16 protein-coding genes are annotated in these 20,929 nt (G+C 35.3%); 5 read left to right on the top strand and 11 right to left on the bottom strand.

Translation table 11 applies throughout. The features are described from left to right. Positions 1 to 220: 220 nt before the first annotated feature. Positions 221 to 1,114 (top strand): T9SS type A sorting domain-containing protein, encoded by an 894-nt coding sequence (locus L2586_RS13310; protein ID WP_235293403.1) that lies wholly within the window; start codon positions 221 to 223, stop codon positions 1,112 to 1,114. A gap of 119 nt (positions 1,115 to 1,233) precedes the next feature. Here L2586_RS13310 and L2586_RS13315 read toward each other — a convergent pair whose 3' ends face one another. From L2586_RS13315 to L2586_RS13325, 3 genes are all read right to left on the bottom strand, one after another. Next, positions 1,234 to 2,634 carry a sulfatase gene (locus L2586_RS13315; protein WP_235293404.1) on the bottom strand — a complete coding sequence of 467 codons (1,401 nt, stop codon included), beginning with the start codon at positions 2,632 to 2,634 and terminating at the stop codon, positions 1,234 to 1,236. A gap of 66 nt (positions 2,635 to 2,700) precedes the next feature. Then, a complete protein-coding gene (locus L2586_RS13320) occupies positions 2,701 to 5,055 on the bottom strand; it encodes a type IA DNA topoisomerase (RefSeq protein WP_235293405.1) in 2,355 nt (784 codons plus the stop codon). Positions 5,056 to 5,207: 152 nt separating this feature from the next. After that, positions 5,208 to 5,696, bottom strand: coding sequence for a hypothetical protein (locus L2586_RS13325; protein ID WP_235293406.1), 489 nt, complete (start codon positions 5,694 to 5,696; stop codon positions 5,208 to 5,210). 333 nt (positions 5,697 to 6,029) lie between these two features. Between L2586_RS13325 and L2586_RS13330 the strand changes: the two genes are divergently transcribed. Next, the gene (locus tag L2586_RS13330) at positions 6,030 to 7,148 is read left to right on the top strand and encodes a fatty acid desaturase family protein (RefSeq protein WP_235293407.1); all 1,119 of its coding nucleotides are present in this window, start codon (positions 6,030 to 6,032) and stop codon (positions 7,146 to 7,148) included. Further along, the gene (locus L2586_RS13335) at positions 7,145 to 7,870 is read left to right on the top strand and encodes a sterol desaturase family protein (RefSeq protein ID WP_235293408.1); all 726 of its coding nucleotides are present in this window, start codon (positions 7,145 to 7,147) and stop codon (positions 7,868 to 7,870) included. The genes L2586_RS13330 and L2586_RS13335 overlap by 4 nt, the downstream gene beginning before the upstream one ends. On the opposite strand, the gene L2586_RS13340 is transcribed toward L2586_RS13335, so the two are convergent. From L2586_RS13340 to L2586_RS13365, 6 genes are all read right to left on the bottom strand, one after another. Then, positions 7,867 to 8,454, bottom strand: coding sequence for a hypothetical protein (locus L2586_RS13340; protein WP_235293409.1), 588 nt, complete (start codon positions 8,452 to 8,454; stop codon positions 7,867 to 7,869). The genes L2586_RS13335 and L2586_RS13340 overlap by 4 nt on opposite strands. Beyond that, positions 8,455 to 9,564, bottom strand: a complete 1,110-nt coding sequence (locus tag L2586_RS13345; RefSeq protein ID WP_235293410.1) for a radical SAM protein — start codon at positions 9,562 to 9,564, stop codon at positions 8,455 to 8,457. Positions 9,565 to 9,573: 9 nt separating this feature from the next. Next, positions 9,574 to 11,157, bottom strand: a complete 1,584-nt coding sequence (locus L2586_RS13350) for a hypothetical protein (protein WP_235293411.1) — start codon at positions 11,155 to 11,157, stop codon at positions 9,574 to 9,576. A gap of 219 nt (positions 11,158 to 11,376) precedes the next feature. Beyond that, positions 11,377 to 11,748 carry a DUF2200 domain-containing protein gene (locus L2586_RS13355; protein ID WP_235293412.1) on the bottom strand — a complete coding sequence of 124 codons (372 nt, stop codon included), beginning with the start codon at positions 11,746 to 11,748 and terminating at the stop codon, positions 11,377 to 11,379. 143 nt (positions 11,749 to 11,891) lie between these two features. Next, positions 11,892 to 14,915 carry a CHAT domain-containing protein gene (locus L2586_RS24685; RefSeq protein WP_235293413.1) on the bottom strand — a complete coding sequence of 1,008 codons (3,024 nt, stop codon included), beginning with the start codon at positions 14,913 to 14,915 and terminating at the stop codon, positions 11,892 to 11,894. Between the two features lie 95 nt (positions 14,916 to 15,010). Next, entirely contained in the window at positions 15,011 to 17,038 is a 2,028-nt protein-coding gene (locus tag L2586_RS13365) for a PKD domain-containing protein (RefSeq protein WP_235293414.1), read from the bottom strand. A 151-nt stretch (positions 17,039 to 17,189) separates the two neighbouring features. Here L2586_RS13365 and L2586_RS13370 point away from each other — a divergent pair, with 151 nt between their 5' ends. Both L2586_RS13370 and L2586_RS13375 read left to right on the top strand, forming a co-directional pair. Further along, entirely contained in the window at positions 17,190 to 17,723 is a 534-nt protein-coding gene (locus L2586_RS13370; protein ID WP_235293415.1) for an RNA polymerase sigma factor, read from the top strand. Next, the gene (locus L2586_RS13375; RefSeq protein WP_235293416.1) at positions 17,724 to 18,446 is read left to right on the top strand and encodes a tetratricopeptide repeat protein; all 723 of its coding nucleotides are present in this window, start codon (positions 17,724 to 17,726) and stop codon (positions 18,444 to 18,446) included. Positions 18,447 to 18,490: 44 nt separating this feature from the next. Here L2586_RS13375 and L2586_RS13380 read toward each other — a convergent pair whose 3' ends face one another. Together L2586_RS13380 and L2586_RS13385 are read right to left on the bottom strand one after the other, a co-directional pair. After that, the gene (locus L2586_RS13380; protein ID WP_235293417.1) at positions 18,491 to 19,633 is read right to left on the bottom strand and encodes an FAD-dependent monooxygenase; all 1,143 of its coding nucleotides are present in this window, start codon (positions 19,631 to 19,633) and stop codon (positions 18,491 to 18,493) included. Positions 19,634 to 20,069: 436 nt separating this feature from the next. Then, positions 20,070 to 20,648, bottom strand: a complete 579-nt coding sequence (locus tag L2586_RS13385) for a hypothetical protein (RefSeq protein WP_235293418.1) — start codon at positions 20,646 to 20,648, stop codon at positions 20,070 to 20,072. Positions 20,649 to 20,929 lie beyond the last annotated feature (281 nt).

Consider the following 20,929-nt stretch of genomic DNA (forward strand, 5'->3'; position numbering starts at 1 on the left):
TTAAATTAATACCCTAGCATCGCATATGTGATATCGAACTATGTAATTGAGGAAAAATATATATTTTTTTAACAAGAACATTTGTGTAAAAAAGGGTGATAAAGGATTTGTCATCTAATTGTCGAATAAGGAAAAGATGAATTAAAAAGATGTTTTTAAGCGCTTAGCATCAAATAAAATCCTACTAAAAAATGTAGATTCGTGGCTTAAATACATACACATGATACAAAAACTTTACTTCGGATTTATCTTTTCGATCTTATTTTCAGCTACCTGTTTGTCTCAAATAGAAGTCTCAGGTGATTGTTTTGGAGGGTCAACTTATAGTCTAACTTATATAGGAATGATTAACGGGAAGCCAGCATATGATGGATCAGGAACGGTTACAGGTATGCCTGGGATTCAGATCTCTGTCTACTATGAACCTGCTGGGCCTGGTTGGGTTTTGGCTTTTAGTGGTCAGCCTTTTTATTTAGAATCGTCTAATACGGATGCACCGAAGAGTACAACGGTGGGCAACTGGGTTGGTCTAGGAGGTGAGCCTTGTCCAGTACAAAGCATTACAATCGGAGGCGCTAGTGTTTTGCCAGTAGAGTTAGCCTTTTTCGATGGAGAAAATAGAAATGATAAAAGTCATTTGACTTGGCAGACTGTTAATGAGCGAAATAACTTAGGATTTGAGGTGGAAAGAAGCAGTGATGCTGTTTCTTGGACTAATCTAGGGTTTATAGAAGGCTCCGGAAATTCATCAACTCAACTTGATTACCAATTTGTAGATCAAGAACCTATGGCAGGCATCAATTATTACAGACTTCGTCAAATTGATGTAGATGGCAATTTCAAATTCAGTGAGATCATCGATATTCGTACAAACATTGACAATAAAACTATTCTTTTATTTCCTAATCCAGCAAGGGATAAACTAAGCATTCATACGGGTACTTTAGAAGATGCTAAGGTTTCTATCTTTAATCAAATTGGGGTTTTAGTGAAGGAAATAATCGTTAATGAAGAGGACTTAGTTATGGACATTTCATTGCTGAACAAGGGAAATTATATTCTAAAGGTAGAAAAGGAAGAAACAGTCATTGTGAAGAATTTTATGAAAATCTAAGATTCTGGAATGTTTTCTTTCTTGGAGATGCGCTCATAATGATCCAAACGGTTAATGCATAATCAGTGCAAGAGTTTTATGATTCAATTGCGGGTTAGCAAATGACAGTTATCATCCATTTAATAGTCTGGATTAAGCAAAGGCATTTCCGCATTTGTTTGAATTAACCATTTCTTTAATTTGCCTAATAGAGCTTGTGCTTTGTCTGTTTCTTGGTTTGCTAGATTCGTTTCTTCACCGATGTCATTTTTCAGATTAAATAGACTTAATTCATCCGTTTCAAATTCCCAAATTAGTTTCCAGTCGCCCTCTCGAATTGCCGAAGCCATGCATTTTTCATTATTCCGATGATGTGGAAAGTGCCAGTAAATCGCTCGATCTTTCATTGATTTCTGCTTCGAAATTATTGACCACATATTTTCCCCTTCTAAAGTTATGTCTTTGTAATTAGACTTAGGAATACGAAGCGCCTTCATGAAAGTTGGAAATATATCTATACTAGTGAAAGGAACATCACAAGTAGTGCCACTAGGTACAACGCCTGGAAGACTATAAATCAATGGCACTCGAATGCCTCCCTCATATAAGGAACCCTTTTTATTTCTAAGCGGTGGATTGTTTTGGAGACCACCATTATCAGAATAGAAAACAATAAGTGTGTTTTCGCTAAGTCCAAGCTCTTCGATTTTATTCATCACTTTACCAACGTTCTGATCCATTTTGTCCAGCATTGCCAGATATTTATTTCCATCATATTTGTCAATGGTTTCTTTAGGTGCTTGAAGTGGTGTATGTACAGTATAAAAGGAAAGATATAATAAGAAAGCATCCTCCTGATTCGCCTCCAAAAATTGACATGCTTCCTCCCCTAGCCGATCTGTAAGATATTCCTCGTCAGGTCCATCTGTAATAGTTGCATTCCGATATGGCGAGAAGTAATCGGCAGGCTGTCCATAAGCACAACCTCCAATGTTCAAATCGAATCCTTGACCGTCTGGATGAAGTTCCGGATTAACGACACCATCGGTTGTGTATGCTGAACCTTCTCCAGCTAAGTGCCACTTTCCGAGGAAAGCTGTTCGATATCCATTGTCTTTCAGAACTTCTGCAAAGGTTACTTCACTTAACGGCAGATGATCGATAAATTCAGCTTCCATCAACTTCTTACCTTTATTTCTTTGCTTTAGATATTTCTCCATGCCCATGCCTGGTATATGGCACGTCATCTTTAGGCTGGCAGGTGACTTACCAGTAAGAATACTCGCACGTGTCGGTGAACAAACAGGGCAAGAGGCATATGCATTCGTGAAGACCATTCCACTTTTAGCTAGTTTGTCAATGTTCGGGGTAGTCACTCCATGTTTTTGATTCATGTAGCCAACATCAGAATAACCTAAGTCATCTACGAGAATGAAGACAATGTTCTTGACTTCCTTCCTCTTGATTTGGGAATTTGCAATGAAAGGAAGTAGGCAAATGAAGCATACGCAGAGTAAGTTGTGGAGCAAATTCGATTTCATTTGACCAAGTTATACTAAGTTGTTAAATTTTTAGAATGAATGGGTAAGTTTGTTAGAGGAAGGTATTCAACTCGCTATAATTTTTAAAACTAAGTCTTTGGTCAATTTTTGCCCAGCTGCCTTGGCTTTGATATCTGCAAATGAGAACTTGAAATCACAGCCTGATTTCCATAGAGAGCAACCATAAGCTGTATTCCCTTTGATCAAAGTTCCTTTCTTACACTTAGGACATGCCGGCATATTGTTAGCTTGTCCAGTGGATGCTGCTGAACTTTTCGCTTTTTCTCCTACACCTTTGAAACGTGGCTTCTTGTTTTCATCAATGATGATCATTCCGTCCACTTTTCCTTCATTGGATTTAAATCCTTTGAGTTTTACGGTAGATCCTTTCTCAACAAGTCGCTTGATCTGGTTATCACTAATGGTCTTTCCCATTATCTCAAATGGGATTGCGAAGTCGCAACCGAAAGTGTATTGGGTACAGCCATATCGGGTCTTCCCTTTGACAACTCTTCCTTTAGTGCATTTCGGACACTGCATGGCTGCCTTTGGTGCAGCTTTCTTACTTGGCTTCCTTTTCGCTTTTGACTTTCCAGAAGACTTAGCATATGAGGAAGGGGCAACCGTCTTGAAGCGTTGCACATTCTTTTCCATTCTCACTTCAGTTACTAAGTCGTCTACCATTTTCTTCATGTCTTGAATAAATGGCTTCGGGCTATATGTTCCGAGTTCAATTTCCTTCAGGTGTTTTTCCCATTGACCAGTAAGCTCTGCAGAAATAAGCAACTCATTCTTTATGGTTTCGATCAACTGAATTCCCATCTCCGTCGGCAAAACTTGTTTTTTCCTACGGTAGGTGTATTTTCTCTTAAACAAAGTTTCAATGATATTCGCACGCGTAGATGGTCGACCGATTCCATTCGCCTTCATGAGTTCACGAAGTTCGTCATCATCCACTTGCTTCCCTGCGGTTTCCATCGCTCTAAGTAATGAAGCTTCCGTATAATATGATGGCGCCTTGGTCATTTTCTCAAGTAAACTAGGTTCGTGAGGACCTTGCTCTCCTTCTGTAAATGCGGGCAAAACATTGTCATCATCTCCATCTTTATCATCCGAAGATTCATTATTTGACTTATCTTTCTTCGGAAATAGTACTCTCCAACCTTCATCAAGGATCTCCTTTCCTGAAGCACCAAACTCGACGTCTTCCACCTTCCCCTTCACGGTTGTTTTGGATACTTTACAATCTGGGTAAAAGACTGCAAAAAACCTTCTTGCAATCATGTCATAAACTTGCTGTTGTTCCCCAGTCAAATGTTGTTGCTCACCTGTCGGAATGATAGCGTGGTGATCAGTTACCTTTTTATCATCGAAAACTTTCTTAGACTTTCTGATCTTTCCTTTCAAGATTTCATCCGTATACTGACTGTAATTGGTCAAACCCTTAAGGATGCTCGGAATCTTAGGATAGACATCTTCTGGTAAGTAGGTCGTATCGACTCTGGGGTAAGAAACCACCTTCATTTCATACAGTTTCTGAACAATCTTCAACGTTCTATCTGCGGAAAATCCATATTTGTTATTGCAATGCACTTGTAGACTAGTTAAGTCATATAATTTAGGTGCATATTCTTTGCCTTCCTTTTTCTCAACTTGGGTAATAACTAAATCCTTTCCTTTGATCTGTTCTAGTAAGGCTTGGCCCTCTTCTACTTTTTCAAACCTTCCTGTCGTATTTTTAAAAGTTACATTTCGATAGTCGGTATGTAATTCCCAGTATGGCTGCGGTACAAAATTCTCAATTTCTTGGTATCTTTTCACTAACATAGCAAGCGTAGGTGTTTGCACTCTGCCAATAGAAAGTACTTGCTTGTGCCCTCCGTATTTCAAGGTGTATAACCGAGTGGCGTTCATCCCCAACAACCAATCACCGATGGCTCTGGAGCTAGCAGCATAGAATAGATTATCAAATTTGCTAGCAGGCTTTAGATCTTCAAAGCCTTTTCTAATCGCTTCTGAGGTCAACGAAGAAATCCATAACCGCTGGACTTCACCTTTGTAATTTGCTTCTTTTATTACCCATCGTTGAATCAATTCTCCTTCTGTCCCGGCATCACCACAATTAATGACAACGGATGCATTTTTGAAGAGGCTTTTAATGACTTTGAATTGTTTTCTTACACCACTATCTCCCATGAGTTTGGTGTCGAAGTGATCAGGCAGCATCGGTAGTGTATCTAGATCCCATCTTTTCCAGTGAGGGTTGTAATCCTGAGGAGGCAGTAAGGTACAGAAATGCCCAAATGTCCAAGTAACTTGGTAGCCATTTCCTTCGTAATAGCCGTCTTTTCTAGTCTTAGCTCCAATAACGGATGCAATCTCCTTCGCTACACTTGGTTTCTCTGCAATACAGACTTTCACTTCTCTCGTATGATTTTAAAAATGCAAAAATACGCAAACGAATGAGAATCTCTACATTGAAATAATTAGAAAAACAAAAGGTGCATGTTAGTAGTTGATTGTCAATGTTTTTACATGAACTGAGCTGAAGTAATCTATGTGATCTATGAAAGTTATCTTTTTTCATGGACCTGACTAATCATGTGATTTACTATTTTCCAAGTTTCCTTATCTCGGCGATAAACTCTTAAATGGTTGACAATTCGGTCTGCCATTAGACTCCCATCGCCATTTTTCTGTCCTTTTCTTATGCTTTTAGATCGAACTGTTACATAGTTTTGATCTAAGAACTCAATATCATTTTCAACATACTCGGTTTGACCTAACATAACAAAATCAAATCCGAAAATGACTTCAAGGAGTTGTTTTAATTCTTCCTTATTAGTAACTCTATCTCCGAATGCGTTAGTCCAATCAATGTCATTAGCATAATCTTGAATGGCTAGGTTTACATCTTTATTTTCCCAACCCTGAGTCCAATGATCTATTGTTTTCAGTAAACTAGCCCTATCTGTTTCTTGATCTACAACTTTACTTTGAATTGTGGTTTCACACCCACATAGAACCAAGTATAAAATTAAAACCTGAATTTGCTTTTTCATTATTTCATTAAATTAATTGATAAAAACAATTTATAATTAATAATATGGCAAGGTTATATATTAACATGAAGTCTTAGAAATAATAAGAAATCCTTGCAAGTCATTCATATTTAAATACTTAACATGATTGATCTATCAGTTAATCTAGCATGTTTTAATTATGTAGGCTATAATGTTTAAAATATTAATTCGCGATTACATTGTATTTTAATACGACCAGGATTTTATACTTAATTGAGTATTTGGATAACAATATCCAGCTTAATAGTTATATCATATAGAACCATTTCTTTCGTATCTTGGGATGATAAAGTATGAATATTTCATAATGCAATGACCAAAGACTATAAAACATATGATCGAATTAAGTATCAGCCTGAAAAGGATGACTTCTTAGTGGTCTTGCAAGGGAAGGTTGAAAATTATTTTAAATCAGGACAAAAGTCAAAGTTTGCCAATGCTAGTTTTTACGGTAAAGCGCTTTTCTTGTTTACTGCATATGTGGGTTTTTACTTTGTGTTTCTTTTCCATGAGCCATCTATTTATACTTTATGTGGATATATTTTAATGGGACCGCTAGCCATCATTATCGGTCTTAATGTAGCCCATGATGCTGCTCATAGTATCATCTCCAGACGGAAGTGGGTTAATAAGTTGTTTTTGTATACGTTTGATTTCTTAGGTGCAAGTTCAGCGATATGGAAGAAAAGGCATGTTGAATCACATCACCAGTACGCTAATATCCTAAATGAGGATGCTGATTTAAAACAGACGCCGCTCGTGCGAATATTTCCCTCAGATGAGATTAGAAAAGTGAATAAATATCAGCATTTTTACATGCCTTTTATCTTTCTGAACTATACCCTATTTTGGCTTATTTTTAGAGATTTCCAAGATTTAAGAAATAAAGGAAAAGGTTCTTCTATTCGAATAATCTTTAGCAAGGTGGAGGTCTTTCTTATTTTACTTTTCAAGGTGCTTTATTTTACCTACATCTTAGTCATACCGTTAATATTTGCCGAATTTCAATGGTGGCAGGTGGTCATTGCATATATCTTAATGAACTGGATGGCTGGTATAACCATAACACTAGCCTTGGTTCCAGCACATGTTGCTTCTACTTCTGAATTCCCACTTCCTGATGAAAATGGAGTAATGCCGCATTCATGGTCTCACCACCAATTGTTGACGACGACGGATTATGCAACGAATAAATTCATTATCAATTGGTTAATGGGCGGATTTAATCACCATATTGCTCATCATTTATTTCCTAGAATTAATCACGTACATTATAAAGCTATCACAACATTAGTAAAGGAGACTGCTGAAGAATTTGGATTAACGTACAACTACGAAGAGAGTTTATATAATGCCTATCTTTCTCATTTTAACTTATTGCGAAATAATGGTTGGGAGCATTGGGATGAGCTTGAAAATGCTACATTATGATTTGGGCGATTATCATACCGTTAATGGCGATTATTTCGATCGTCTTATTTTGGATGGTATTCAAGAATTCGCCGAGTAAATTCGAAAATTTAGCCATCAATAAACTAGGTTACGAGCAAGCTCTAAAACGAAGTGAAGTTATAAGGACAATTTATTCCTTGCTGATATTTGCTTTTGTTGGTGGACTGATCGACTACTTTGAATATCAGGGATGGGCAAAAACATATCAAGGTGTTTTATCTTTTGGTTATGGATATTTAGTATTGAGTATTTTTCTACTGTTTGGAATTAATGATATTTATTTTTACTTAAGTCACCGATTTTTGCATTGGAAACCCATATTCAAGAAGGTTCATTTCATGCACCATCAGTCACATACTCCGAATCCCTTTTCTGCATTTTCCTTTCATCCATTAGAAGGATTTATACAGATAGGCTTTCTGCCAATTATAATTCTCATTTTACCATTGAATAATTATGTACTTTTTGGTTTTATTGTTTTTCTCATGTTGATGAGTGTTTATGGACATTCGGGATATGAGTTAAGACCGAAGAAGGCCAAGGTGTTCGAAATTTTCAATAATTCTATTCACCACAACCAGCATCATAGGTATGTCCATTATAATTTTGGGCTTTACTTGAATCTCTGGGATCAAATTTTCAAGACCAATCATCCAGAATATGAGGAAGAGACTACTTTTTATAAGAATCGGATCAGTTAAGAATTAGGATCTCGTATTAAGAAACTTACTTCATTAGCTTCTGATTTTGGTTTCCAAGTATTGTAAATTCTAAAACCATAGCGCATATAAACCTTTCGATTCTTTTCTAATCTTGTTTCGGCAATGATAGGAAGTCTAAGCGAATCTGCAAGTCCGTAGGCATAATCTCTGATTTCTATGATTGTTCTAAGACCGAAAGTATTGTCTTCTACTCCAAGCATCCAAAAATGCAAGTATTCTGTCTTTGGCCGTTTTGTTTGTATGATGTTTTCTTTCCACAAAATAGGGAGTGCCCTATCCCACCCGATACATCTTGTGCCAAGCCGGATGTAGGATGAAAGCATAGATAGCAGTGGTACTTTCTGCTTACTATTGAAAAGTAAAGCAACACCTTTCTGATCTGAAGTGATATAGGCCCCTTCTTTTTTCATTGCCATGGTGATGCAGAAATAGCATAGTTCGTAGAGTCTTTTATCAAATCTACTATCTTTTTTCATGATTCGGAGCGCTCCAGGATTGCTTCTAAAGGAATGAACTAGAACCTGAATAGCTCTGTCCTTCGTGGTTTTGTTAATTTGATCCATTTAGTTTAACACTGCTTCAATCTCACATTTATTAGTTAGTTCGAGGTGGTTTTTAATCGGTGTTTTGCAAAACGGACAAGGGCTAAGTGTACCATCATAGTCAAGAAAAAGATAGCTTCTACCTCCGCCGCAAGGAAGGTTTTTTCGGAACATCGCAGGATAGGAAATCAGTGGGTATTCAAGATGCTTTTTGTTATTATATTGACGGACTTTAGATTCGATCATTTGTTGTTCACGTATAGAGAGTTCTACATCTTTATTGGCATAGTGTCCTACAGCTCTTGGTTCCAGAATATTAAGGATAGGAACGTTCCACTCTTTAACCAGATTAATTAAATGATCGGTATTGTTGTCGTTAAGGTAAGTTTTCGTCAGGCAAGAATTAATGGTAACCATTAGTCCAGCGTCTTTACAATTTTTCACAGCATCTTTAACCCATTGAAAGGACTTTTGATTTCCCCTAAATAGATTGTGAAATTCCTCTATATGGTGGTCTAAACTGATAGCAACACCATTCAATCCTGCTGCCGCTAGCCTCTCTGCCTTTTCAGGTGTAAGTTGGTAGCCAGAAGTATAGACCCACTGGTTACATTTATTTCGATATCTCTGGATCATTTCCACTAAGTCATTAAACCTGATCAAAGGTTCTCCGCCAGAGAAAACAAGTTGTGATACTCCATCATCAACGAATCCGTCTATTTTCTTGAAAAAATCATCTAATGTGAATTGGTCTTTTTCGTTCAGCGTATCCCATTCACTGCAATGTTCACATTGTAAAGGGCACTTTTTAGTAATCGCAATTAGAAGCCTTCTGATATTCGTCTGATCTTGATTTAGCAGGCCATGTTCTCGAAGTTGTGTTGTGTAGAATCTATTAAATGCTTTCGATGGCCAATGTGGATTAAACATGTCCCAAGTGTACTTTCCTTTTAGATAAAAACCTCTATGCAAATTTTGACCTTCAGCATGATCCATAAACTTTTGGATCATTTGCTTACTCGCCTTGAATGCTTTTATGGGATTGCGATATAATCTAATGCCGCTGATCCAAATATTGATAAACATGAACACCTGAACTGTCCGAAATTCTAAGCCTGTGACTATTCTCATTTTCAATGTTTATTGATTAGAAGCAAGATGCATATCTTCATATAATCGAACCATCTGTGCCAATTGATGAGTCGAATGTTTTGTCATCTTCATTTTTCTCAGAAATTTATAATTTGGAGCGTTAGCGTAAGTTCTTTCATGATTATAATAACCACTTCCTGATAAGATATAAGTTGAATTTTCATCATCGGTTACTCGGAATTTTAAAGTGGTAGAAGTTCCTTTTAATGCTTGAACGATATGGTTTTCATCCAGATGATCTAAGCTTTTCTTCACATCTTCGTGATCTTGATTGAACGCTGAAATTAACTCAAGCGGGGAAGCATTCAAGTCTAATGTGTAATCAGAGGTTAGTGTAACCATATCTAGTGACCAAAACCCATAAGCCGCTTCGAGTTTGATTTCTACTTCACCTTTTATTCCACTTAGATCTATCGGAATTGCTAGATCTCGTTGTGCCATTGCGCCCACGTTTTCATAGTTTCCGAAATACTTCCATTCTCCTTGTTGTTTGATAAATGCATTGAGAGAAATACCTTGTTTAATGGCATTTTCATTATAATTCGAAGGATCTTTATCGTTCATTTTTTCCACCCAAGTAGAAAATTCACTTCCAAATTGCTGGAAGAATAGTTCTGCAGTCTGTTCAAGTAATTCAGTTTGCTGACCTCGAATAACCAATAATGCTTGCTCATTAACATTGGCAGTATTAAAAGAAAGTGTAATGCTATTCAAGTTTTCTTCGATTGCAGGATCGTCAAAATCATAACCTTGTTCATCTCTGAATTGTAGAACTTCTGTGATATTTCTGTCTATCTGAGTGATCGCATTTGTAGGAAGTTCACCAATATTGTAAGCAATTAAATTTTTATTATCCAGTAGACCAATATGATTTTGTTCATGCTTTACGGCTAACAATTCTATCTGGTCGATATATTGAATTTCATCTAATTCATTATAAACTTGAACAGTAATCAAGTCTTCATCACTATTTTCAACATTATTCAAAACTAGATAATCCTTTCTCTTTAACGACTTAAAAATTGAACCAGGAAAAAGAGAGCCTTGAAATTCAGTGCTTCCATCAGGATTAATAGTAGCTACATGTGGACAGCTACAAGCTATTGCTAAGAATGTCACAATCCCCACGACACCTGCTACGGTTATCACGCCGAGTGTGGCTAATGTAGAAGCAATAAAGTTTCCTTCGTGACTTCTCACATCACTGATGCTGCTTATTGGTATTTCTAGAGGACCTGCTTCTAGAGATGTAAGTGTAAATAAATGAAGATAGTTCTTAGCATGTTTGCCTCTTGCTCTTATAAATGAATTTTGATTTCCAGGATGGTCACTTTCAGTAGATAAAGCTAAATTGCCTATTATCATTCCATTCTCAATCGTATAATTTTCCAATAGATAGATCACATCACTACCTTCCTCTTGGAGCGTAAGAAATTGCTTTTGTTTGGAAAGCGCTTCGATCGATGTTTCAGAAATATTCTCTATGGATACGGTCTTGTAGAAGAAGCAACTGGACATAAAGAAAATGGTCGAAATAAGTGCTGTCGCATAAATCCATCTATTCTTTTTCATTTGCGAATTGGTTTGAATGATTTGGTAAAGTGGAAGTTAGATTATAGCTAACTGGGTATTTACATTTGAAATAAGGTCGCGGGGTTAGTGCTACATATTCCTTCTGTAAATTATATAAAGTTTGAGTAATTACCAAATAGAAGCAAAATCGAGTATGCTCTGTAGACAGTAAGGGAATTGCCTTGGATTCAAGCGGGATAGATAAATCTCGCTTTGTATTTATATTTTAGGTTGTCTCAATATCTTTTCCATCTTTCGACCTTTAGCTAATTCGTCGACTAATTTATCTAAGTATCGAACTTGCTTTGTTAGTGGATTTTCCAGTTCTTCTATTCTGTATCCACAGATGACACCTTTAATGAGGTCCGCATTCGGATTTAATTCGGCTCTCTTGAAAAATTCTTCAAAAGTTATTTTTTCTTCAATTAGCTCTTGAATCTTTTGATCATCGAAACCAGTAAGCCATTCAATGACTTGATGGAGCTCATCTATTGTGCGACCTTTCCGTTCTACTTTTGTGACATAATGCGGATAGACAGATGAAAAAGTCATTGTCGCTATTCTTTCATTGTGTTTGGGAGTAGCTTTCATGTTTTGATATTTGTCTTGTTTTTAATAATCAACCTTTTCCAATTTACGAATATTGAATCAGAAATATGAAAATGGCGATCTGTTCATCATTCAATTTATCTGTAATAAATCACAAAACCAAAAGGTAGGTTTAGATTTTTATTCTAATAGGTTTTCGAAGCAATTATCCGGCTCCCTTTATTCCTGATCCAAAACAATCCGAAGCCGATTAAAAATAGACATGCAGCAATGATTAAAAAGTTGAAATTCATAATTTTGTTTTCCATTTTCGTCGGCGAAGGATCATTGTAAGTTACGAAACCTGCCCAATAGTAAGGATGTTCAAATCGCTCATTTTTTTGACTATTCAAATATTCCATTTTTGCATTTCTTAGTGCAATAGGTTTAGCAGAACCAGCGTCTAAATTTTCATAGAAATCTACCATTATCTCTTTGGTTGCATGATCTGGGGCACTCCAAAGGCTAGATATTACACTAGGCACTCCAGCAAATGTGAAAGCCCGATTCAAAGAAACAATCCCATCTCCTCTTACTTCCTCTCCTATTCCAGTATTACAAGCAGACAATACTGCCATGTGAGCATTCAATTTCATGCCATATAACTCACTAATAAATAATTTATTATTTGACTCACCGTCATGAAATACAAGATTGCTTAATTCTGGGTCCGTATCATTAAGCATTGAATGCATAGAAAAATGGAGGAGGTCATAATCCGCAGCTATTTTAAGAAACTTGGATTTAAGCGCGTCCTCTTCCAGCAGCATATTTCCTTTTAAAATTTTATTAATGACACTAGCTTCTTCTAAGGCTCCAGATAGATTAAATTCATCTCCGCGTTCAGCAAGAAGGCCTTCTACGTTAACAGCGTTATTATAACTTGGTGAAATAACCAATGCATTAGAAAGGAATTCATGTCCTGTCATATTTTCATACAGCCCCAGCGCACTTATATATCCAATATTATAGTTCTCGATTAGATATTCTCCATTCTTTATCAAAAGGTCATATGGCAAGAGATTCAATTTCCCATCTGCTTTTATGAATACATTACTTATTTCAGAATCGATCTCTGGAAGCAAGATGGTAGCCAGTAATTCTAGCTTTTCTTTTAGAGAATCAACATCGGAAAGTGGATTTGATATCATGTTGTAAGTCAGCTCTATATTATCTAACAAAGAATAATCCTGCTGAATTTTACTAACGAAAATTTCATCTCTTGTAATGCTATAAAGATATAGGGAGTCTAATATAAATTCGTATTTCAAAATCAAATCCCCTGGCTCGATTTTAGACCTAAATGTTTCATATGAAAATACTGCTTCTTCGAAATCATAATAGGAGGAATTAGTCTTCCTCTTCTGTTGATCAATTTTTTCAAGTTCCAAGTTGATATCAAAAATCTTCTGATTCAAATCTATCGATGTGTCAGAAATAGCTGCTTGTTTTAATTGAACTAATTCTGTTCTAATACTGGCCTCTTTTTCAAGTAATTCAGGTTCAAAGAAAACTTCGGGATCATTATTTGATTTATGAATTGTCCATAAGTATTTTTCATTAGTGTTTTCTGAAAACTCAATCAATTCAGCAAAAGATAAACCACCTGGTTTTAAATAGACTTTCGTATTGATAATACCCCAGACCAGATCTTCGTACATTCTTTTAGTGTAGTTCGTTACCTTGCTTGCCTTAATAGATTTGCCGTATTCCATGATTCCAAGTTGGAACAGCGCGTTCGCTGTGCTTAGTGCCTTTGTATCATTGGGGAAACCATTTAGAAACTCTAAGCCCATTTTAGAAAGAAGGTTAATGTTAACTACATGGTGAACTATTGGTTTAAATGTGTGTAGTCCTTCGTGCGTTATCAAATTAAGATTACAAGATGGGTCTAAGTTTTTCAGCGCCTTATATGAAATTTCCAAAGCCTGATCAAAGTTTTTAAGCTTAATATAAGCAAGTGCTTTAAGGAAATAATAATGGGGCAAATTAGTTTGGTTATGTTCTTCAGCAAGATCTACTAACTCATTTGAATACGTTAAACTTTCTTGAGCTTTCCCACTGTATAATGTTGCTTTACCTAAATTGAAAAGAAATTGCAGATGATAAATAGATAGTTTTTGATTTAGTGTTTCTATCGCTTTTTTATAATAAGGGGCAGATATTTCAGGAGCAGATCGAATGTATAGTTCTCCCATCATATTGTACATCGCAGCCATGCTCAGTCTTATGTTATCGTTATCTAGATATGCGGAACAGTCTTTTTCTGCTTCCATCAGCGTTTTTAATGCCATCTCTTTTTGATCTTCTAGATAAAATTGCATCTCTTTATATAAAAGATGGTATTTATTCTCAATTTGTTCTGTAGGATCCATGTAGCGATCAAGATCTATTTTAGCATTTAAAGTCTTGTACTTTCTTACGTAACTTAGTCCTTTCTCATAATCTCTGAAATCCCAAGCTACATCACTCAGTAAACCGTACACCATTGCTAGAGCAAAAGTATCAGGTCTATCTAGGGCGAGAAAGCTTTGCTCTGCCTTCTCTAAATACTCATAGCCTTTACCTACGAAACTAGCCTCTATTTTTCTGTGAAGAATAGCTAATCTATAATAAATCTTAGGAAGCATATTAGGGTCTGTATCAGAAAAGCTATTACAAAGAGACTCCAATGTTTTCATTTCTTCTATGGCTTCCTGATATTCTAAATCTACGGATCTAGAAATCGCTTTCTCGTACATAAAGTGTATTAGAAACATTGTGTCTATTGGGATCGATTCCTTAGTAAGCATCAAACCTTGATCACAATATAAAATTCGTTCTTCATTCGTTAATACTCTTCTTGAGAAGGAAGACATGAAATGATATAAATAAACTTGCTTAGCAATAGGCGCTAAATTTTCTTCATTTAAAATAGTGTCAATAATAGACTTCGTAATTGGAAATTGCTCTGCATTAAAGTTTCGCTGATATTCAGATATAGATGTAAGGTATTTTTTTCTTAGGTCAATTTTATTGCTCTTTTCAATACTTAAACTAAGTATTTTCAAAGCACCATTTAAGTCTTTTTGGTAAAGTAAAGAATCAGAAATAGCAGCAAATTCAGATTTCTGCCCATAGGAATTCGGAAGCCAGAAGCCTAATATTAAATTAAACAATATGAATTTCACTAAATATCTCATTTCAAAAAAAATAGAGGCAATTAAGTTACCTCTATTTTTATAATTATTCAGTAGTTCTTTAAAATATAAATGTATATTCAAATTTAATCGTCGTATAAAATTGAACCATATTTGTTGTTCACAAAGGTATTCTCACTTTCAGACAACTGTCCATCTTTTTTAACATAAACACCATATCCATCACTTTCTGAAATCTCAGAATTATGGAGCTGGAGCATTGCGTTATCAGCAACTTCGAGGCTAGCCTTTTTATCCTCACCATAAAAACTTCTTGAGCCTCCATTAAACAATTGAATATGTTCCATCCTATTCTGTGGCTTGTTAGAGAAAATTCTTATTCCTCTCCAATATCCTTGCACATTCTCTTCGCCTCTGAAAATTATCGGTTCTGAAGGTGTCCCCATAGCGATTATTGTTCCTTCGCTTCTGACTTCGATGCCAGCATCATCCATTCCTATAATCTCCACACCTGGTTCAATTGTAATTTTACTTCCTATGTAATCAGGTCTAGAAAGCTTATATGGAACGGTAGTTTTCTTCCAGGTTACGTCAATATCTGTTGGAAAGTTAGCCCATGATGTTAGAATCTCATCTTTATCATTTCCAGTTAAATCTGAAGCGTTATCGAAATACTGAAAGTGATTCATTTTGCATTCAATTGGAATTATGTTATCGGTAATTGTATTGTTTTCAAAATTTGTCAAAATACTTTTTAACTCACGTACAATGAGTCCATATTCTCCACTTTTGCTCAATGTGCAGTTACTCATTTTCAATCGTGAGTTATCCTCTATAATTATGTTTGCTTTTCTACCTGCTCCATCAAAACCTTTTTGACCTCCGTTGGTCACGATTACATAAGCCAATTCATTTCTATTGGTATTAGAAGCAATACTTATACCCATCCAATAACCTCGAACGTCTTGTTCACCTCTGAAAGTGATAGGCTCTGATTCACTGCCGATTGCAACAATAGAACCATCAGTAAGAATTAAGAGTCCTCCATTTGGCTGACCAATAAACTCAGTCCCTTTTTCAATGGTAAGATCACTTTCAATTCTTTCGAACCCTGGACTAAAGCGATAAGGAACATTGAGGTTATTCCAAGTAACATTTTCAGAAAGTGAATTCTGTCCCCAAGAATTAATATAATCATCCACGTTTCCACTATAATCATTGCTTGCATCTAAGAAATGAAACTGAGATTTGTTTATTTGCATCGGGATAGCATTATTAGAAAGCACATTGTTTTTGAACCCAGGAAGTTCATCTTCTTCATTTCTCGTCAACAATCCTAGGCCCTCACTATGGGTAATTGAGCAATTTGAAATTTCAACAATTGCATCATTAATTGTAATATTTGCTTTTCTATCTGCCCCATCAAATCCGCCACTTCCACCATATTCGACTGTTACAAATTTCAAATTGTTTTTTGGATTTCTGGATTCAAAATTTAATCCTTTCCAAAATCCTACTGTTTGCTGAACGCCAGTCATGACTATGGGATTTGATTCACTTCCGACGGCAATCATAGAACCATCAGTTTGAATTTCAATTCCTGCATTTTCTTCGAAGATGATCAATACACCTTCTTCTATGGTCACTTGTGCTCCTAGAAATAAAATTTCTGAAACGATGTAATCTGGATCATTCGGATCATCATAAATGTTTTCAAGAACCAAATCACTCGTTATAAAGCCTGTAAGTCTAACTGGTGATTTAATAACGGTTATGACCACCTCATCAAATTTTGATAAGCCGTCACTACTTGTAGCGGTGAAACGAAGTACATATTCTCCTAATTCATCTGGTAGAATACGAATGCTATTTTGATCTGATCCAGTAATTGCAAGATTAGAATTGTTAGGCTTAGATACAATTTCCCATAATACTTCCGTGCTTTCTCCAGCTGAATGATTAGCAAATCCATTAAGGGTAACTTCAGTACCAAAGTCCACCATCTGGTCATTACTTACTGTCACTTCTAATGTTGGATCAGGTAGAATATCAGTAGTTCCGCATGACTGAAGCAAAGAAATGAAAACTCCTAAGATCATCAGATGAAATAGTTTCCTGGTGTTAATGTGTAAAAAAGATTTTGTATTTGTCATTTTCTATTGTTTTTACTTCATTATCGGAGCAAAAATTAATGGTTAACAAAATTTGATAAAAAATATATGATAAGTTGTGAGGAGTTGTATTTTAGAGTCTTTCGATAATTTATTTAGCATTTTGTTAACTTATTAAAAGTTACCCGATTATATGAGTGGAAAAGAGGAGGATTATATTAGACGGATTCAGCGAAATGATGAGAACGCGCTAAAGGAAATCTATGATTCTTACTCAGATTCATTTATGGCTTTTTATAGAGGTTATGGATTAAGTAAAAATGATTTAGAAGATGCATTCCAAGACAGTATCATTGCCTTATATCAAAATATCATGCAAGGAAAATTGAAAATTCTAGATGGTAGTATTAAAACTTACATCTGGGCAATTGGAAAATATAAAGTGATCGATTCATTACGAATAAAGAAGAAAGATATTAAGATTTCAAATGATTATATCGAACCATATGAAATTAAGGACGCCGAGTTAAACGAGAAACAGCAATTACTCTATAAACATTTTAAATTATTGGGGAAAAGCTGTCAGAAAATATTGAAATACTTCTACTATGAAGGGCTTACATTGCAGGAAATAGTTGAGATCAGTGAATATAAAGATGAGAATTCTGTAAAAAGTTCGAAATCAAGATGCATAAAGCAATTAAGAAACTTAATAAAAAATGCTTAAATGGATAAGCAAGATCTATTAGACAAATATCTAGAGGGAAGTTTAAGTGAAGCTGAAACTAATGTATTCAATTCGCTTAGAAAATCAGATCCTGACTTCGATGAACAAGTCAATTTTCAAGATGATCTTGCTGAAGTAGTTTTAGAAGATGAGCGAAGGAGGCTGAAAACCTTGCTGTTAAACAGAAAATCCAATATAACAAATAGTAAGAATCCTAATAAATGGATCTTGATAGGGTTAGGAATACTATTATTGCTAGCGACGATTATTTTAGTGAGATATGTAAATAGTGGAAATCCTAATGAAGCGATATATGCATCTTTCTATGAGCCCTTACCTAATAGCTATCGTCCTGTTTCTAGAAATTCGATTAACAATGCGGAAACTCAGGGTTTCACTGCTTACGAAAGTGAGAATTATGTCTTAGCAGCTGAAAAATTCGAAGAGCGTCTTAAAGACCAATATGATTTGTCTATCGTTTTTTATCAAGGTATTTGTTATGGTGAAAATGGTGATTTAGATGCTGCGATTCAGAATTTGGAAAAGATTAAAGGAAAGGAATTTCCTTATGCGACTGAAAGTCAATATTACTTAGGCCTCTATTATTTAAAACAAAATAATAAGACGGAGTCAATTCGGAACCTTCAAGATTTTATTCAGTCAGGAAAGGATGAAGAACTCATACAGAATGCAAAAGCAATTCTTGATAAAATTGAAAAATAAGAAAGAGATAATAATTCTAATTTAAACTAATTGTCAATTTTTTATTAAAACTTCTCAATTGCATATAACTTATTCATCTGCGAGTTCAGAACACTTTCTGGAGTCCACTTCATCATCAATTTCATGAGTGGTTGGCCGATGGAACTATGCGCCATTTTTCCAAATTGCCATGAAGTGTTGACAATATAATCAACTTTTTTTCTTCTCTCTTTTTGAAATTGATGGAAGGTTTCACTTGGACTTAAATTCGATTGGGCAAGCAGATTACTTATATAATAAGCATCTTCTATTCCTTGGCAAGCACCTTGTCCCATATTGGGAGTGGTCGCATGAGCAGCATCACCTATTAAACATACCTTTTCATTATGCCAACTCGGAAGACGCTTTAAATCACAAAGCATTGCTTGATGAATAGCATTAGAATTCGTATTGCTTATGAGTTCTGAAGCAATTGGATCAAAATTACTGAACAATTGGCTTAAGTATTCTCTCTTATCGACTGTGGATGCTTTCTGAACATGATCTTTTTTTGCCACAGAAAACCAATAAACTTCATCTCTCGAAATGCTTGAAAATCCAAATCGTATGTTCTTGCCCCAAGCTTCTAGACCATGATTTTTATATGTAGATGGCAATTGGTAATTAGAGACACCTCTCCAGCAGACTAAGCCAGAATTGCGCAGTCCAGCATGAGGAAATAAATTTTGTCGTACAGCAGAATTGATTCCATCTGCACCTAGTAAAATATCTACTTGATCTTCACCATTTAAAAATTGAATATTGATTTTATTATCCTTGATGGTATGAGATGTATAGGTCTTATCTAAATGTACTTGGGTCGTTTTACTTACCTCTTGATACAAAGTGTTCTGTAGGCGGGCTCTATGAATAGCAACGGTTTTATTTCCTATTTCGTTCTGAACAACTTTGCTTTCCATATGCTTATATGGCTTAAGCTGCGCATTAGTTATTTCTATTCGATTCAGATCGATTCCTTGTTTTACGATATCATCTTTGACTCCAAGCCAGTCTAAGACTTTCAGTGCATTCGGTTGTAACCAAACACCTGCACCAATTTCATTTAGAGCTTTAGCTTGCTCATAGACAACGGATGAAATTCCAATTTTCTGTAACGCTAATGCCGTTGACAAACCAGTAATTCCGCCTCCTATAATTCCAATTTTCATAATTTTAATACTTGTGATCTGAATTGAAGTTAAATACTTCCCTCAAAATCAAAACTGCTATAAAATATCGATCTAAGATAAGATGCTTTGAAGTGAAATGGTGGGTTCTATTCGAGTTTTTTCAAAATTAGAATAACACTAACTTTAAGTTCTATTCAGCAGAAAATGAAATTTCTTGTGGCTGGAGGTTTTGTATAAATGTTAAATAGTGTTTCGCCTCAACAAAGAATTCAGATTTTTTTTCGAAGTATTATTAAATATTGGATGTTCTACTGATAAAACATTGACCTAAAATACTTTAATAAAGAAACATAAACTAAGGGTTGTAAATATTATTAAAGTTAATGGATTCATAAAAAAGCCCTTGACATTAGTAGATGTCAAGGGCAGCCAAACTCTTGTTAATATATGGAAGTAATAGAATTACTTCATTAGTTTAAATTAATCCGTTCAATAAAGTTAGAGAAGTACCTAATTTCTTAGAAATAGCTTTTTGTGCCATTTTTGCTCCCCAACCTGTTTTGTCTAATTTTGGTGCTTTCTTAATTACTTTATCTAATGATTTCGTGATCTTGTCGACAGATTTTCCGCCTTCGAACATACTCATCCCAGATTTCAATAAATTGACATTAGATAATAAACTAGAAGTATTTCCAAGTAGATTTCCTCCTTTTACCATCTGATTCAATTGCATTGCACCGTAAAGCGTTTTGATTGTCTGAATGATCTTTTGGATTCCAGGGATATTAGCTGTTCCTGCTTCTAAAGCTGGCATCATTTTCATAAGATTTCCCGCTTGACCTATAATCTTGGAAGCAAAATCTCCGCTTGAAGCTTGAGTATTTTTAGTAAGTAAACTCATGGCATTACCTAGAACCTTAGATGATTCTTTACTATTTCCTTTGTCTAATAAGCCCATTGCTTTGTCTAACATACTTACGTCGAAAGCTTGTGATTTTACTTCACCAACGAAAAAGAAACTTAATGCAATAAGTAGAATACTGATTTTTTTCATTTTAAAAATTTGATTTGTTATGAATAATAAATATCATTTTGAAAACTTAAAACAACATAAAACCTAAGTTTTTATTTGAATGATATACTACTTAGACGAATTAATTTGGAGGAGGTCACTTATGGTGTCCTTAACTGGTAAATACAAGGTTATTTTTAATACCTATGGATAGTTAGCCATTTAAAAGCTCTGAAGAGGGAAAAGACTTTTAAATAAATAAATTAAGCAAATAATAGTATAATGCCGATGGAGCATAAGCTGCCTTAGCTCAAGTCCGACCT

This window comes from Portibacter lacus, from assembly GCF_021533215.1.
In the GTDB taxonomy this organism is placed as follows: domain Bacteria; phylum Bacteroidota; class Bacteroidia; order Chitinophagales; family Saprospiraceae; genus Portibacter; species Portibacter lacus.